Origin of the sequence: Clostridium sardiniense (genome assembly GCF_016907995.1) — a bacterium.
Classification (GTDB): Bacteria; Bacillota; Clostridia; order Clostridiales; family Clostridiaceae; genus Clostridium; species Clostridium sardiniense.
On the sequence record NZ_JAFBDA010000001.1, the window covers coordinates 266,707 to 282,528 of the forward strand.

Annotated in this window: 22 protein-coding genes; 14 read left to right on the plus strand and 8 right to left on the minus strand. The window is 25.2% G+C overall.

From position 1 onward, the window contains the following. Positions 1–42 precede the first annotated feature (42 nt). From JOC62_RS01150 to JOC62_RS01165, 4 genes are all read right to left on the minus strand, one after another. A complete protein-coding gene (locus tag JOC62_RS01150) occupies positions 43–207 on the minus strand; it encodes a hypothetical protein (RefSeq protein ID WP_204593320.1) in 165 nt (54 codons plus the stop codon). 57 nt (positions 208–264) lie between these two features. Continuing rightward, positions 265–429: a hypothetical protein gene (locus tag JOC62_RS01155; RefSeq protein ID WP_204593321.1), complete on the minus strand. Its 165-nt coding sequence runs from the start codon at positions 427–429 to the stop codon at positions 265–267. A 26-nt stretch (positions 430–455) separates the two neighbouring features. Beyond that, positions 456–632 carry a hypothetical protein gene (locus tag JOC62_RS01160; protein ID WP_204593322.1) on the minus strand — a complete coding sequence of 59 codons (177 nt, stop codon included), beginning with the start codon at positions 630–632 and terminating at the stop codon, positions 456–458. 100 nt (positions 633–732) lie between these two features. Beyond that, positions 733–1,269, minus strand: coding sequence for a DUF3267 domain-containing protein (locus JOC62_RS01165; protein WP_204593323.1), 537 nt, complete (start codon positions 1,267–1,269; stop codon positions 733–735). 185 nt (positions 1,270–1,454) lie between these two features. Between JOC62_RS01165 and JOC62_RS01170 the strand changes: the two genes are divergently transcribed. The 3 genes from JOC62_RS01170 (at position 1,455) to JOC62_RS01180 (ending at position 5,881) form a co-directional block, all read left to right on the plus strand. Then, positions 1,455–3,668, plus strand: a complete 2,214-nt coding sequence (locus JOC62_RS01170) for a peptidase domain-containing ABC transporter (RefSeq protein WP_204593324.1) — start codon at positions 1,455–1,457, stop codon at positions 3,666–3,668. Further along, positions 3,658–5,097, plus strand: coding sequence for a beta-barrel domain-containing protein (locus JOC62_RS01175; RefSeq protein ID WP_204593325.1), 1,440 nt, complete (start codon positions 3,658–3,660; stop codon positions 5,095–5,097). Before JOC62_RS01170 ends, JOC62_RS01175 begins: the two co-directional genes overlap by 11 nt. Positions 5,098–5,713: 616 nt before the next feature. Then, on the plus strand, positions 5,714–5,881 hold the full coding sequence (locus tag JOC62_RS01180) for a hypothetical protein (RefSeq protein ID WP_204593326.1): 168 nt from the start codon (positions 5,714–5,716) through the stop codon (positions 5,879–5,881). Between the two features lie 550 nt (positions 5,882–6,431). Here the strand turns inward: JOC62_RS01180 and JOC62_RS19450 are convergent. The 3 genes from JOC62_RS19450 to JOC62_RS01195 all read right to left on the minus strand — a co-directional run bounded on the left by JOC62_RS19450 (position 6,432) and on the right by JOC62_RS01195 (position 7,841). Next, entirely contained in the window at positions 6,432–6,779 is a 348-nt protein-coding gene (locus JOC62_RS19450) for a CPBP family glutamic-type intramembrane protease (protein ID WP_423882969.1), read from the minus strand. A 225-nt stretch (positions 6,780–7,004) separates the two neighbouring features. Next, the gene (locus JOC62_RS01190; protein WP_204593328.1) at positions 7,005–7,289 is read right to left on the minus strand and encodes a bacteriocin immunity protein; all 285 of its coding nucleotides are present in this window, start codon (positions 7,287–7,289) and stop codon (positions 7,005–7,007) included. A gap of 102 nt (positions 7,290–7,391) precedes the next feature. After that, on the minus strand, positions 7,392–7,841 hold the full coding sequence (locus tag JOC62_RS01195) for a hypothetical protein (protein WP_204593329.1): 450 nt from the start codon (positions 7,839–7,841) through the stop codon (positions 7,392–7,394). A 463-nt stretch (positions 7,842–8,304) separates the two neighbouring features. Here JOC62_RS01195 and JOC62_RS01200 point away from each other — a divergent pair, with 463 nt between their 5' ends. The 3 genes from JOC62_RS01200 (at position 8,305) to JOC62_RS01210 (ending at position 9,092) form a co-directional block, all read left to right on the plus strand. Continuing rightward, positions 8,305–8,448: a hypothetical protein gene (locus JOC62_RS01200; RefSeq protein WP_204593330.1), complete on the plus strand. Its 144-nt coding sequence runs from the start codon at positions 8,305–8,307 to the stop codon at positions 8,446–8,448. Positions 8,449–8,524: 76 nt separating this feature from the next. Then, positions 8,525–8,800: a hypothetical protein gene (locus tag JOC62_RS01205; protein ID WP_204593331.1), complete on the plus strand. Its 276-nt coding sequence runs from the start codon at positions 8,525–8,527 to the stop codon at positions 8,798–8,800. Positions 8,801–8,876: 76 nt separating this feature from the next. Beyond that, complete coding sequence (locus tag JOC62_RS01210) at positions 8,877–9,092, plus strand: hypothetical protein (protein WP_204593332.1); 216 nt, start codon at positions 8,877–8,879, stop codon at positions 9,090–9,092. Between the two features lie 59 nt (positions 9,093–9,151). Here the strand turns inward: JOC62_RS01210 and JOC62_RS01215 are convergent, their stop codons facing one another. Continuing rightward, positions 9,152–9,373: a hypothetical protein gene (locus JOC62_RS01215; RefSeq protein WP_204593333.1), complete on the minus strand. Its 222-nt coding sequence runs from the start codon at positions 9,371–9,373 to the stop codon at positions 9,152–9,154. A gap of 953 nt (positions 9,374–10,326) precedes the next feature. On the opposite strand from JOC62_RS01215, the gene JOC62_RS01220 reads away from it, so the two are divergent. The 8 genes from JOC62_RS01220 to JOC62_RS01255 all read left to right on the plus strand — a co-directional run bounded on the left by JOC62_RS01220 (position 10,327) and on the right by JOC62_RS01255 (position 15,816). Next, positions 10,327–10,548 carry a hypothetical protein gene (locus tag JOC62_RS01220; protein ID WP_204593334.1) on the plus strand — a complete coding sequence of 74 codons (222 nt, stop codon included), beginning with the start codon at positions 10,327–10,329 and terminating at the stop codon, positions 10,546–10,548. Between the two features lie 297 nt (positions 10,549–10,845). Continuing rightward, on the plus strand, positions 10,846–11,463 hold the full coding sequence (locus JOC62_RS01225; RefSeq protein ID WP_243424977.1) for a VanZ family protein: 618 nt from the start codon (positions 10,846–10,848) through the stop codon (positions 11,461–11,463). Positions 11,464–11,579: 116 nt separating this feature from the next. Next, complete coding sequence (locus tag JOC62_RS01230; protein WP_204593335.1) at positions 11,580–12,095, plus strand: VanZ family protein; 516 nt, start codon at positions 11,580–11,582, stop codon at positions 12,093–12,095. A gap of 50 nt (positions 12,096–12,145) precedes the next feature. Beyond that, positions 12,146–12,370, plus strand: coding sequence for a protein kinase family protein (locus JOC62_RS01235; RefSeq protein ID WP_204593336.1), 225 nt, complete (start codon positions 12,146–12,148; stop codon positions 12,368–12,370). A gap of 137 nt (positions 12,371–12,507) precedes the next feature. Then, complete coding sequence (locus JOC62_RS01240; RefSeq protein WP_204593337.1) at positions 12,508–12,882, plus strand: GntR family transcriptional regulator; 375 nt, start codon at positions 12,508–12,510, stop codon at positions 12,880–12,882. 3 nt (positions 12,883–12,885) lie between these two features. Then, a complete protein-coding gene (locus JOC62_RS01245) occupies positions 12,886–13,755 on the plus strand; it encodes an ABC transporter ATP-binding protein (protein WP_204593338.1) in 870 nt (289 codons plus the stop codon). After that, positions 13,752–14,408, plus strand: a complete 657-nt coding sequence (locus tag JOC62_RS01250; RefSeq protein WP_204593339.1) for an ABC-2 transporter permease — start codon at positions 13,752–13,754, stop codon at positions 14,406–14,408. Before JOC62_RS01245 ends, JOC62_RS01250 begins: the two co-directional genes overlap by 4 nt. Before the next feature lie 634 nt (positions 14,409–15,042). Continuing rightward, the gene (locus tag JOC62_RS01255; RefSeq protein WP_204593340.1) at positions 15,043–15,816 is read left to right on the plus strand and encodes a nitroreductase family protein; all 774 of its coding nucleotides are present in this window, start codon (positions 15,043–15,045) and stop codon (positions 15,814–15,816) included. Positions 15,817–15,822: the final 6 nt, after the last annotated feature.

Consider the following 15,822-nt stretch of genomic DNA (forward strand, 5'->3'; position numbering starts at 1 on the left):
ATTTTTATTTAGTTTATTATTTTATAAATAAATTTAATATATTTATTTATAGTTATTCCAACCATTTACGACACCTTGACTGAACTTATATACTTCATTAGCAGCACAAATTATGCCTCCAGCTACTGCTATTACTGTTACTACACTTCCACCATTTATATCAGATAAAGTAGTTTCATTTAATTGATTAAAATTTTCGTAGCTCATAAAAGTAACCTCCTTAGTTTATGATATTACAATGGACATCATAATAATATAATGTGCTTATTTGTAGTTATTCCAGCCATTTACAACCCCTTGACCAAATTTATATACTTCATTAACAGCCACGATTACTCCACCAATAGTTACTATTGTTGCGGCTATACTTCCACCATTTGCATTAGATAAAGTAGTTTCATCCAATTGATTAAAATTTTCGTAATTCATAAAATATCCTCCTTAAATTATAAATACTATCTTCTTATAGTTGTATGATTACCCATTATATGAGAAGCACTTTTAACCATTTCATCATGAGATCCATGGAAAATTTTACCGATCCACGTACCAAAATCATATGAAAGATCGCCTATCCCTCCATTAATATCAATTAGTGATGATTCATTTAAGTCTAAAAAAGAACTATACATTTTTAAATACCTCCTATTGTATAAATTTATATGAACATTGAAAATTTTAATAAATAAAAATTTTCAATGTACAAAACAAATAAAAAATAATGTTAGAACTTTAAATTTTTATTATGAACCCATCAAATTCTTTTGATGTTTTTAATAGTGAATTAGATGGAATATTTTTAAGAGATATAAGATATATTATATCTGCACTACTAGATGCAATTAGAGCTAATCCTAAAGTAGCTATATAAACGTTTTCAATAATGATGCCAATGAAGTAGGGAAATATTCCTAATATAAGCATAGGAAATAATAATATCCAGATATATGTGTTGGCTGTTAAAAATTTAGTACAATCTGTATAAAAATATAAAGTTTTAAAGTCAAAACCAATTGATATATCTTTAAAATTAACTTTGCCAAATAAAATATAAGAAATTGAATGAAAAAATTCATGCAATAGTCCTAAAAAAATAATAGATATAAGAAATAAGAAAAAACTGTAGTTTAAAAATTGAAAAATTACCTTAAAAATTGATATATCATATATTAATTTATATAATAAATCTCCTATAAATAAAATTAGTATACTCAATGCAACTTGTAAATTTAAAATTTTTTTACGAGATAAGGTTAAATCATTTAACATAGTAGCAACCTCCATAATTTTCTAAATAGTTCAAAAAATTAAATATTAGTAATACTATTCATGTATAATTATATAAAATTTACTAAAAAATATGGTAAAATTGAATTAAATTTTATAAAAATTTCAAATATTATACATATTTAACCTATATTATAAATTTAATGAATTTTATTTTGGGGGACAGCATGATAAAAAAATATTATTGTATAAAGCAACATGATTTTAAGGATTGTGGATGTGCTTGCTTATCCACTATATGTAAGACATATGGTCTAAAGTATCCAATATCTAAGATAAGAGAAGTTGCTGGGACAGATAAAATGGGAACTAGTGCTTTAGGAATTATACAAGCAGCTGAAAAATTAGGATTTTCGGCAAAAGGAGTTAAAGCGAATAAGCCGCAAGACATATTCGGTGAAATACCACTACCAGCTATAGCTCATGTAGTTATAGATAAGAAATTTCTACATTATGTAGTTATACATAAAATAAGCGAAAAAGAAATAATTGTTGCAGATCCAGCTAAAGGAATTGTTAAATATAAGCCAAATGATTTCTTTAGCATTTGGACAGGCGTTCTTTTAATTATGACTCCAACTTCACAATTTAAAAAAGGAAATGAAGTTAAAGGTGTATTTTCGAGGTTTTTTGATTTAATAAAACCTCAAAAAGGGTTATTAGTAAATATATTTTTAGCATCAATATTAATAACTATATTTGGGATATTGGGATCATTCTATTTTAAGTTTTTATTGGATGATATAGTACCTAATAATCTAAAACAATCTTTAACTATATTTTCAATTGGATTCATAGTTTTAGCTTTATTCAAAGTTATTTTAGAGGCATTTAGAACTCAACTTCTGATACATTTGGGACAACGGCTAGATATACCACTAATGCTTGGATATTATGATCATGTAGTTAATCTTCCAATGAACTTTTTTGGAACAAGAGAAGTTGGTGAAATAATATCAAGATTTAATGATGCATCTAAAATAAGAGATGCAATATCTGGAGTAACTTTAACTATGATGATAGATGTACTTATGGTATTAATAGGCGGTTTTATATTATATTCTCAAAGTACATTATTATTTGGAATTACAATAATTCCTTTAATTTTATATGGAATAATAGTTTTTATATTTAAAAATAACATAGAAAAAGTTAACAGAGAAACTATGGAGAGTAATGCAAAGTTAACATCTTACTTAGTAGAATCATTAAACGGAATTGAAACTATAAAGGCTTTTAATTCAGAAAGAGAAGTAAATCTAGAAACAGAGAAAAGATTTATAAAACTTATAAAAGCTATATTTAAAAATGGAACAATAAATAACATACAGGTTTCACTAAAAAGTGGAGTAAAAGGTATTTTTGCAATATCAATTCTATGGATTGGTACAATTCAAGTATTAAATGGGAAAATATCTTTTGGTGAACTTTTAACCTTCAATGCATTACTAGCATACTTTTTAACACCAATTGAAAATATAATTAATTTGCAGCCAACATTACAAACAGCAGTAGTAGCTGCTGAAAGATTAAGTGAAATATTGGATTTAGAGCTTGAAAAATCTGCAGAAGAACATAAGAAAATAAATCCAGATTCATTAAAAGGAGATATAAAATTTGAAAATGTAGATTTTAGATATGGAACTAGAAGTCTAGTATTAAAGAATGTAAATATGAATATAAAGTCTGGACAAAGAATAGCCTTAGTAGGGGAAAGTGGCTCAGGAAAGACTACTTTAGCAAAACTCTTACTTAATTTTTATCAATGCGAAAAAGGTGAAATTACAATAAATAGTTATAATTTGTTAGATATAAATGTTGAAGCATTGAGAAATAAAATAGCGTACATATCACAAGAAACTTTTTTATTTAATGGAACAATAATAGAAAATTTAATGCTTGGAAATCCTTATTTAACTTATGAGGAAATTATAGAGGCTTGCAAAAAGGCACAAATTCACGAATTTATAAATTCACTGCCATTAAGATATAACACATTAGTTGAAGAAAATGGATCAAATTTTTCTGGTGGACAAAAACAAAGATTATCGATAGCAAGGGCAATTCTTAGAAAACCAGAAATTCTTATAATGGATGAAGCTACAAGCAATCTTGATTCTATAACAGAAAAGGCTATAGAAAAAACCATTCACGAATTTAGTGAAGGAATGACAACTGTAATAATTGCTCACAGATTAAGTACAATTATGAGATGCGATAATATTTATATTTTAGAAAAAGGAGAGATAAAAGAAGAAGGTTCACATAATGAATTATTAGAGAAAAAGGGTAGGTATTATGAACTTTGGAAAGAACAACTTCCAGAAATAAATAAAGTTGAAGAAATTCAAGTTAAGGAGGTTGTGAAAGTTGAAGTTTAAAATAGATAATATAGAAAACTTAAGTGATAGCAGAGAGGTTATGGAGTCTAAACCAAATAAATTTACAAGTATTTTTATTTATATAGTACTTGCATTAATAGTTATATTTTTATTATGGGCTTGGTTTAGTAAAAAGGAGATTGTAGTAAAAGCCACTGGAATAGTTAGACCATATAATGAAACGTATGCAATATCTAATGTTATAGCAGGCGAAGTAAATGAAATTAATATGAAAAATGGACAAAATGTCTCTAAAGGAGATATTTTATTTAAAATAAACTCTAAAGATTTAGAAGATAAAAAGAAGCAGTTAGAAGATAATAAAGATTATTTTGAAACAGACATAGATAATTTAAAAAAGTTAACTAAGAGTATAAATGATAATACGAACTATTTTGAAGACAGTAGAAAAGAAAAGGAATATTATTATAAATATAAAAGTTATGTGGCTGGAAATAAGGTTCCATTAAGTGATAAAGATAATATAAGTGAATCTAAGAAAGACCTTCAAAATGAGAAAAGTAATTTAGAGTCATTATTAAGATCAGTTAAGGATCAGAAAAATTATAATGAAAGTAACTCTCTATATAGTGATCAGTACAACAGTTATATTTCTTCAAGAAAGGTTATAGAGAATAAAATTGATCAGCTAAAAAAAATGAAAAAAAAGTTACAGGAAAATAGTTCAAGTGAAGCAACCAGTGATCAGATTACTCAAGCTGAAGGAGAAATTAAAGGTAATGAAGATCAATTATCTAAATTAGAAAGTGATACAGAAGTTCAAATAAAAGCATCTATAGATAAAATAAATAAAAATATTAAAAGTTTAGATAATGATTTAGATAAAATAGATGAATCTAATGATATAGTAAAAGAAAAAAGTAAAACAACAGTTTTAGCTCAGATTGAGGAAAAAATAACTGCTGATAAAGAAAAGTTAAAAGAAGTAAATTCAAGTATAAAAGATATAAACAAAAATATAGAAGATTGCACTGTAAAAGCTTCCGTTGGTGGAAAGTTAGATATAAATATGAAGTTACAACCAGGAGTAATGATCCAAACTGGTGCAATAGTTGCAAATATATTACCAGGTGCAAATAAATATAAGGTAGATTTAATAATACCAAATAATAAAATTGCAAATATAAAAGATGGAGAAGATATAAAGTATAGTTTTGATGCGTTATCTTATAAGGAATATGGATTTATAGATGGGAAGATAGAAAGTATTAGTCCAGATTCAAAGATTGATAGTGAAAAGGGAATATCTTTCTATACAGCTGAAGGTAGTTTAGATAAGAATGTTTTATATAGCAATAATGGAGAAGAAAGCTTTATAAAGTCAGGAATGACTTGTGAAGGGAGAATAATAACAAGAAAAGAAAGAATGTTGTATTATTTATTAGAAAAATTAGGGATCAAAAATTAAAATATAAGTTTAATAATAAGTATAGTTGATTTAGTAGTATCAATAAAAAATAAAAAGATAAATAATTGTGAATCATATAATATTGCACTAGCATTAAATATAATGTGAATTATATTAACTAAAAGAAATTTAGCGATAGGCTTATTATATATAGCAAGGAAGTTTAGGCAGACAGGTGAAAAAGTAATTAAGACAATAGGGATATTGATAGTAATAATAATATTGTTAGGGAGGAACTATATAAGAACTCTCAAAATCGATTATGGACCTTTTAATAGCTGATTTCTTAAATATTTGATGTGGTGGAGCAATAATCCATTAAAGAATAAGCTTTTACGGAGTGTATTTATATTTGTTTAAAAAGAAGAATAGACAATTTATAAATTTTTACAATAAGTGTTTAGCTTTTACAATTAAGGTACAATTTATATAGAAATTATTGTATGATCATCATAAATAAAGGTAGTGATTTCATGTTAAATTCTTTTGAAAGAAAATTATTAAAATTAAAAGATACCATTTGTCATATTGATGAGGGACCTTTAAGTAAAAACCCAAAAAAATTATTATTGCAGATATTAGATCTAATATTAAGATTAATATAAGAGGAATGTTTTTGAATAACTTAAATTTTAAAGAGTTAGAAGAAATAAACGGAGGAGGTCGTACTTGGGATAACATAACAACTGCTATTGGAGTTGGCTATAGATATATAAAAATATTCTTGGAAGACCAAGTGCGTTCCCATTCTTTATTTCAACTTGGAATTCAGAAAGTTATTTAGGTGGTCGTCCAACTAGTGCTTAATAAAAAAAGGTTATTATCTTGAAGTGAAATCAAGGTAGTATAAAAATGTAGCAGTTCTATTTGAAACTACTACATTTTTTATATTACTTGATGAAGCTATATACTTAGATGTGGAGATTAATTTAACAGGATTTTTTTCAGACATTAATGATGTTTTATTATGCTTTTTTCAAGAGAAAGACTTATCTTTTTTTATATGAATCATTAATGTATAAATGATTTACTCAGAGAGCTAGTCTTTATTATTAAATAGTTTATTTAATAATAGGAGTATGTTTTAAATTATTGTTTATATATAGTTATAGCTTAAATGGGGCTGGCACACTAAATAATTAGTGCTCAGCTCCTTTTTTTATCTTAAATAAATTATATAAATTCAATTACTTTATTTTTTTCAAGAAGTTTCATAATAATATCTTCTAATGCAAAAAAGATAAAAAATTGTATTTGATTTTATCTAAATTATGTATGTTAGATGTAGATAGATAATGATGAAGCACGACTTAGCTTTTAAGGTAAGTCGTGTTTTATTTAATAACAAGATAATGATAAGTAATTATAGAGGCTGAGAATAATATTAATGATAATAATATTAATATAAATGGATAAGCATTAAATAACATATGTATCAATATAGAGGAATATATAGGCTTAATATAATCGTATGTACGAATCTCATATGAATATACAAATATAAAAGCAGGTATTATCATTTGAAAAATGTAGATTATATTTTGATAATGACCTAAACTAAAAATTATTGTTGTTATTATAGTAATAATAAGTCTATTACTAATAAGCTTATTAATAATTTTTATCAATAATACTATTAACAAAGTTTCTATAATAGGAACAATTAATATATTAAATATCAATACGAATGGTATTGATGTGTATTCTAAAGTTGAAGGTTCTGAATGGATATTTATAGAGGATTTTAATAGTACGAAAGGGATTACTGAAATAAAAGCTACTAAAGAAGAACTTATAATATATTGAAAGTTATTTAAATGTTTAATTTTGGCTTTAATCGTGTTCATAGGGCCTCCTAAAATTAAGAAAAATACTTTTTCATTGTTATATATCTGTATTTTGAAAACTTAAAACCATGTAATAAATGAAGAGAATCCTCTGTATTGAGATGCAACATTTGCTAAATGATTATATAAGTTTAAAACTGATTCTGGAGCTTTAAAATGGTTAGCTCGTACATATATGGTGATATCATTTGTCAATTTTGTACAAACTAACCTATACTCTTCTCCATTTTCTAATTTATTTTTATATACTGTTAAAGTATGAGTTAATTCTTTATTGATTTTAACTTTTGGATCATCTAATGTTTTTTGTAGTTCGTTTATTAAATCATAATATTTTTTATTCATTTGATTATTACCTTTCTATATAAAAGTATATTATTTTTATTCTAATGAGCATAAGGTCTATGTTGTAATTATTTATACATTGTCACTTAAATAATTTGTGATTTAACGCAAAATTTCTTTCTTCTTCATTTTAGTACAATAATAATATAATCCAAATGTACTTAAAGCAATTCCAATATCAAAAAGAGCAATACTAAATCCTAACACATTTAAGCGGTTGCGAAATAAAAATGTAAGTATAAGTAATAACGTATCAGAGACAGCAGATATTAATGCAACGTAAGTAGCCACCTTTTTCCTCAATAAAAGTAGTATTGGTGCTAAAATACCAGCGAATATATTCATAGTATATAAAATTAAAAATGGAGTTAGATAGTTTGTAAAATATTGCACTACAGTATCTCCATAACCTTTACTATTATAGTAGTCCATATTATGTCCTAACATCATAAAATAATCATAAACACCATTTGTATATATAAAAATAAACAGTATTGCAACAAACCATAAATGCCAAGGTGTTTTTATTCTTTTTTCCTTTTTATAACTCATTAATACTCCCCCTCGTATCTAAATACTAATTATATATTTTTAATTAGCATAATAAAGCCTAAAAAATAAAAGTTGACCTAAAATATATAAAAAATTTAAAAAATATACATATTTAACCTATATTATAAAGTTAATATAAATAATAGAAAATTAAGAAATAATAGTATTTCTATAATAAAAGAGAATATATGTTTATATATTAAAAAGTAAAAAATAATAATAAAGGAATTAGAAGTATATTAGCTTGTAAATCTATTAGTTTATTAAAGAAGGGAGGAGTTACTATTAAGGATAAAAAAATGAGTATTGTATTAACAATATTTTTGATAATATTCACACTTTTAAAGAATTTTGCTCCTCCCAAATACTTTGCATTATCGTTTGTATTTTCACCATTTATAATAATTATTATAGGACTAATTGCTTTTAGAGAAAAAAGTTAATATGGTTAGGGGAGAGGTATATGATTTTTAAAATTATACTTATTATAGTTTCAATTATTGCACTAATCATGTGTATTAGAGACTATGGAAAGAAAAAGCTTAGTAAAACAGAAGTTATATTGACTATAATTTTTATAATGGTTTCTTTATTTAATTTACGATAATTTATAGATGCAATGCTCAACATACATATCAAGTATACAATATGAAGTAATTAAGATTTAGAATAGGAGAAAAGATATGCTTAAAAATAGATATGTTATATATCCTAAGAATAACTTAACAAACAAAGAGCAGGTTATAGAATGTTGCAAAGATTACTTTACTAATTTAGGATTTTCTATTGAACTAGTAAATAAAGAAGAGACATTTTACTTATATATTAAAATAGATGGTTCCATATTTAAGATGAAATTAGTTTTACAAGGGGCTGGGCTTGTTCAATATAAAGTACCAATAAGCTCTAATAATATTCCTATAAATGGAGAGCAAGAATTAATTTTAAGTAAGTTATAAAAATTATTAGAGGTGGGAGTTTTTAATGTGAAGAAAAAAGAATTAATGTATATTAATTCTTAGGAGGATATATTTTATGGAAACAATAAAAGAATTTTATAAATTTAAACAGAATGGATTAAAATTTGTATTTCTCACTTTAGTATTTTCTATTGTTACAGGATGCTTAAGCATTCAATCAAACATGATATTTACTAAGATTATGTATGGAGGATCAGCAATTCTATTTTTGTGTAGTACTATATATACAATTTTTTATTTTATAAGAGAGTTTAATAATCAAAGAAAATAAGTATGCAAAAATAAAAGCAACATAATTAAATTATGTTACTTTTATTTATTACAGGAGTGCTAAGACTCCTCATTTTTTATATTTTTTATTGTAGACTTAACTTTAAATTCAATTAATAATTCTAATCCTACAACAATTATTATTATTTTTAATATATGAATTTCAGGAAATAATATAGAAAGAATAAGCCCACCAATAAAAGGGAAGAGAACAAATTCAATAAATTTTTTTAATATATTCATTTTAGATAGCTCATTAAATAGACCTAAGTATGTCTTCATATAAGTGTATCCTCTTTTGGAAACTTTTGGCTGCTAATTTAGAAGCTGATCCCCATACACCATCAACTACCATGTCATATAAGGATAATAATAATAATTTAGTTTTTGATTTTCCCATAACTCTCAATATATCAATAACTTCTAAAAAGTTGTTGGTATTTCCCTCCCTTTCAATAAATAGTCTAATAATTTTACCACATTTTTACATAAAAGTAAATAGAATAAAAAAGGATGTTCTTAAAATTGTACTCTACAAAAATACTACAATTTCTAAGTAGTTAATAAAGTTTTTTACTTTTAATATAATAAAATTAGCTTTGATGATAATTCTTTATAATGTATAATAAATTATAATTTGTTATATATTGGGGGATATCTTTGTGAGATCAAATAAAAGGTACATAGTTTTCAATATAATTAAATTCTTATGTTTTGCAGGTATTGTTATATTATCCTTTGGATATACAGAAATGTCTTTTAAATATTATTTAGTACCCGCATACATTCGTGAATTATACATAATATTTTCTATAATAATTTCTTTTTTTATTGGTGATTTATTTATAAAACTTCTACAAAAAAAGAAATTATTAGTTTTTATAAGTAATATATTATTGTTGTGTATTGTTATAATATTTAGACTTACACTTATGTTTGTAGGTATGAGCTTATGTATTATTTATATGTATATATCTTTTAAACTTAGTATAAAATATTTTATTGACTTTTTTATAAAGGAAAGTAAATTAGTTTATATTGTATTATCATTACTAAATTTCTTTATTTTAGTTTTTATTTGTGAATTTCTATCAATTGGACCATTAGTATAATATTTTAAATTAAAGTTACTTTACAAAATAAACTATATATAACATTAATAAAAAATATATAGTATAATGAAATCAATATTTCAAATAGTATAATGAAAAAATGCTTTAATAAGGAGAATTACAATGAACAACGGGCAAGAAAGATTTTTTAATTTTATAATGGATAGAGTAGAAGAACAAAATCAAGGTAAAGCAAAAGAATTACTTAGCGAAAGTTTTGCAAAGCAAGATGAAGGTACTTTCAATGCAGAATATATGGCTACTTTCATTCCGAAAATGCTACAATTAATAAAGCCAGAATTCATTGAAGAAGTAAAAAATATTATGACTAATCATAAAGCATAGAAACATAAAGTTTACTTGTAGATTTAGATAGACTTTTTAAATTAACCACAATATATGTACTGGGAAATAAATTAACCCAAAGTACATATTGTGGTTAATTTTTTTTAGTTATTTATATAGTTTTTCTATTTTAAAACAATAAATAAATCTATTATATATTTGTATTTAAGGATTTACATTTGTAGATATAAGAAAAAATTAAGAAATTTAGCAATATTATCTTAATATTAGAAGTATATACTATATTTGTAAATGATAAAGTTTTAATTGAATAATAAATGAGGAGGTTAAATTATTATGATGAAAAGTTATATAATATCCATGGCATTAGCATTGATTTTAATAACTATTTTAAATATTTGTTTAAATAAAAGTACTAATAATATTAAAGGGAAAATTAAATGGCAGCATTACTTTTTTGGATATCTTTTTATTCTATACTTAATGATTGCATTAAAAGATGTAGTAGGTTTTCCTTCAATAAGTGATTTGCAAACATCTTTAAAATTAAATAAATCAATATTTAATCCTATTATAAATTTTATTCCTTTTAGCAATGGAATTGAAATTTCAACTATACTTAATATAATATTTTTTATGCCATTTGGATTTTTATTACCTGTTTTATGGCAAAAATTTAGAAGATTTTTACCTACATTATGTGCAGGGGTAGTATTTTCACTTATCATTGAAATTGGACAATTATTTACTCATCGTGCCTCTGATATTGATGATTTAATAATGAATGTACTAGGAGCTATTTTAGGATTGATTATTTTTATGGCTATGAGTAAAATTTTTTATAAACTGTCTAATACGACTGCAGCTGAGCCTTCTTCTACAGATAGTATTATTTTAAAATTGGAACCTTATATATACATTGTAATTGCAATTATAAGTACATTTTTAAGCTGAATTATTAAGTGAAGATAATAGCAAGTATAACTTACGCAAAATAGTATTTTCATAACATATAGAAGTTTACTATTGTATATTATGATTCATTAGATTTATTGAAAAGGAGTGAGAATGTGAAAAAGAAGATAATCAATAGTTTATTTATGCTAAGTTTTATTTTTTATATTTTATTTTTGCTGTGGAATATTCTTTTTAAGTATGTTTCACCTATGGAGTTATTTAGTGGTGGAAGATATTTTTCTAGAAGTATTAATTTGATTCCTTTTAATGATATTATTAACGGATATTATAATAGCCTTGATATTTGGGGTAACGTGATTTTGTTTATTCCTTTAGGAATTTATATTAATATATTTTTGAAAAACTCTAAGATAGGCAAAAATATAGTTAAGATAGCAGGAATATCAATATTGTTTGAAGTTATTCAATATGTGTTTGCAATAGGGGCGAGTGATATAACTGATATAATTACAAATACCTTTGGTGGAATTATTGGAATAGGTTTGTACTTAGTAATTAAGAAGATATTAAAAGATGATAAAAGAGTTAAAACATTTGTGTCTATTTGTAGTACTTTAGTTATGGTACCTGTTGCAGTTATTATTTTAGCACTGTTTATTTATAATTAGTTTATTACTTTAAGAATGGTGGTTTATAAAATATTACTTATAAGATAAAAGTGGATAATAAATTTTATGTATTAAGGATTAACAGTAATCAAAATGAATATCTAGATTTAAGCAGGGAAAAAGAACAAGATGCAAATATTAAAGCATCAAAATTAGGCTTAGCGCCTATTATTTTTTCTACAAGAAATAAGAAGGATTTTTTAATTACTGAATTTATCGAAGGAAAAAGTATAGAAACAGAAAAAATGCATAGTTCAGACTTAATAAAAAGGTGATGAAATACCAAGTGTCTATATACTCTTTGGCAGACTTGAAATATAGTCTGCTATTTTTTATGTCTTGACAGTATGGTATTTATTTCCTATAATGTACTTGTACGATAAGTACACTACATTACGGAAGGAGGTACTACGTGGAAATTATAATCAGTAGTAATACAAGTAAGCCAATCTACGAGCAAATAACATCACAAATGAAAGCTATGATTATGAGTGGAGAGTTAAAAACAGGTGATCCAATTCCTTCTATGCGTTCACTTGCTAAAACAATTCATGTTAGTGTAATCACTGTTCAAAAGGCTTATGAAGACTTGACACGAGATGGTTTTATTGAAACCTCCGTTGGAAGAGGAAGCTTTGTAGCTGCTCAGAATAAAGATTTCATACAAGAAGAGCGGCAAAAACAAGTTGAAGAGCATTTAATGATAGCGGCTGATATTGCTCGCACCAATGGTATTAAGTTAGAAAAAATAACAGAACTACTTAAAATATTCTATGAGGAGAATTAATAAATGGATTATGCTTTAAAAGTTGAAAACCTTTGTAAGGTTTATGAAAATACGGATTTCAAATTAGATAATGTGACTTTTAGTATCCCTAAAGGCTCCATTTTGGGGTTTGTGGGGAAAAATGGTGCTGGAAAAAGCACCACAATTAATTCAATTTTAAATATTATTAAAAAGGATAGTGGAACAGTAAAATTTTTTGGTTGCGATATGACTGATGATATCACTTCTATTAAAGAAGACATTGGTGTTGTATTTGATACAGTTAATTTCCACGAAGATTTAACTGCTAAAAATATAGAAAAGATTTTGTCGGACATCTATAAAAATTGGGATAAAGATTTATTTTTTTCCTATCTTGAAAAGTTCAAAATTCCGAGTGATAAAAAGATAAAAACATTTTCTCGTGGTATGACTATGAAATTATCAATCAGTATTGCTCTTTCTCATAAAGCTAGATTTCTAATTTTAGATGAAGCTACAGCTGGTCTTGACCCAGTTATAAGAGAAGAAATTCTGGATACATTTTTAGATTTTGTGGAAGATGAGAATAACTCTATTTTAATATCATCTCATATATCCAGTGATCTTGAAAAAATTGCTGATTATATTGCGGTTATTGATAATGGTAAAGTTATTTTAATGGAAAGCAAAGATACTTTAATTTATGATTATGGTATTGCCCGTATGAAACGAAATGATTTTGATAAACTTCAAAAATCTGAATATATTTCTTACAGGAAAAGAGGCTTACAGATTGAGGTTTTAATTTCGGATAAAATTAGTTTTTTAAAAAAATATCCAAATGTTACTTTAGATGTAACAAGCATTGATGAAATTTTACCACTTATTACGAAAGGAGAACAAACAAAATGAAAGGTTTAATAAGAAATAATTTCTATTCAGTTGGCAGTTCTTTAAGATGGACAATAGCTTTTTGCATTGTTGTAAATGTTGCGGTCATAATTGGAGCAATGCGATTTCAAAGCAATGACGGCTTTTTATCAATATTGATGATTGGACAAATAGGGGCTTTTGTAGGTTTAACTGGCACTGCACTTCAAAAGGATAACACTTCAAATTGGAGCAAATATGAAAAAACTTTACCAGTAAAAATACGTAATGTTGTAATGGCAAGATACATTTCATTCCTAATTTTTTCTGTTATAGGAATTTTACTTGCCACATTAACTGTAGTATTATTCTCTGTTATTTCAGCTCAACCAACGAACCTTGAAGGAGTAGGCTATGGATATAGTTTTGGAATTATATTTGCTCTTTTAGTTCCAGCATTTTTATATCCATTAGTATTAAAATTCGGAGCAGATAAATCAGAGATAATGCTATGTATTTCCGTTGCAATTACTCTATGTTTATTTAATGCTGGAAGTGCAATTTTAACACCATACTTGATTAAACTAAACAATGCAAATATGATTTATAGAATAATTTGTATTGTTATTAGTGTGATAATATTTATATCTTCTTATTTTATCTCTCTTGCTATATATAAGCGAAAAGAATTTTAATTTATTATTATTACTATACCTTCATATTTATTAAGAAAAAGTGCTAATCTTTGCAGGATGGGGCACTTTTTTCTTTGCCTTTAACTTCTATATCAAGGTCAAGAAATTTAATCTTAATTTTTAAATGATGTATTAAAAAAATTATGTTTTAGAATTATACCATAATTATGTAGAATATACATATAAGAATAAAATGCAAAAACCTCACTTACTACTGATACTGAGAATTGTATCACAAATAAGTGAGGTTTTCTTGCAAAGTGATTACAAGACTAGGGTTATAAGGTTTTAAAATATAAAAATATCATATTATAAGTAAGGTATAGCTATGTGAAAATTGAAAGGTAATTATAAATTTGCAAAGCATGTTTTAGATAGATTACATAAAGGCTTAGTAACATTATAGTTTCTAGTGACTAGAAATCAACTAATATACTTTACTATGATAGATTTTTATTCTGCTAGTAAATCGTATTATTAAAATATTATTTTATAGTATTGGATAAGTGATTAAAGACCTAAATATTAATTTGAAATTTAAGTAATGGTAATCAATTTCTTTACCAATGAACAAAAAGAATATCTATTTGCTATAATGGTTTAAACAAATGAACGGAAGGTAGGAAATGTATTTATGAAAGATCATATTATTCAAGTAGATAAAAATCTTTGTATTGGTTGTGGGCTTTGCAGTGGTGATTGTCCAGTAAATAATATTATCATTAAAGAAAAAAAAGCAGTAATTAAAAATCAGGATTGTATTAAGTGTGGACATTGCGAAGCTATTTGTCCTAAAGCTGCTATTACTTTAACTGGATTTAGTGAAAAAACAATGGAAATTACAGAGGAATCTACACTAAATCCAAAGGATTTATTAATGGCACTTAAAACAAGAAGGACTATTCGTAAGTTTAAGGATAAAAAAGTTCCTTTGGAGATTATACAGCAAATTATTGAGGCAGGACGAATAACTCCAAGTGCTAAGAATGCTCAAAATGTATCATATATTGTTTTAGGTGAAGATAAAGGAAAGTACGAGGAAGTTGCAGTAAAATTTTTCAGAAAAATTCAAGGCTTTGCAAAACTTTGGATGAAAGATGCAAGAGAAGTTACCATTGATGATAATTTCTTCTTTAAGAAAGCACCAGTTGCAATTATGGTGGTAACTAAGGATAAAGTGAGTGGTTCTCTTGCAGCAGGCAATATGGCTTTAATGGCAGAATCTTATGGTTTAGGGGTATTGTATAGTGGATTCTTTACAAGTGTAGCAAACTATTCAAGAAAATTACGTAGAATTTTAAACTTAAAACATGGGGATAATGTAGTAACAACTTTGGTAATTGGATACCCAAATGTGAAATATAGAAGAACTACTAAAAAAGAGGAAGCTATGGTTAGATATTTATAAAGATTA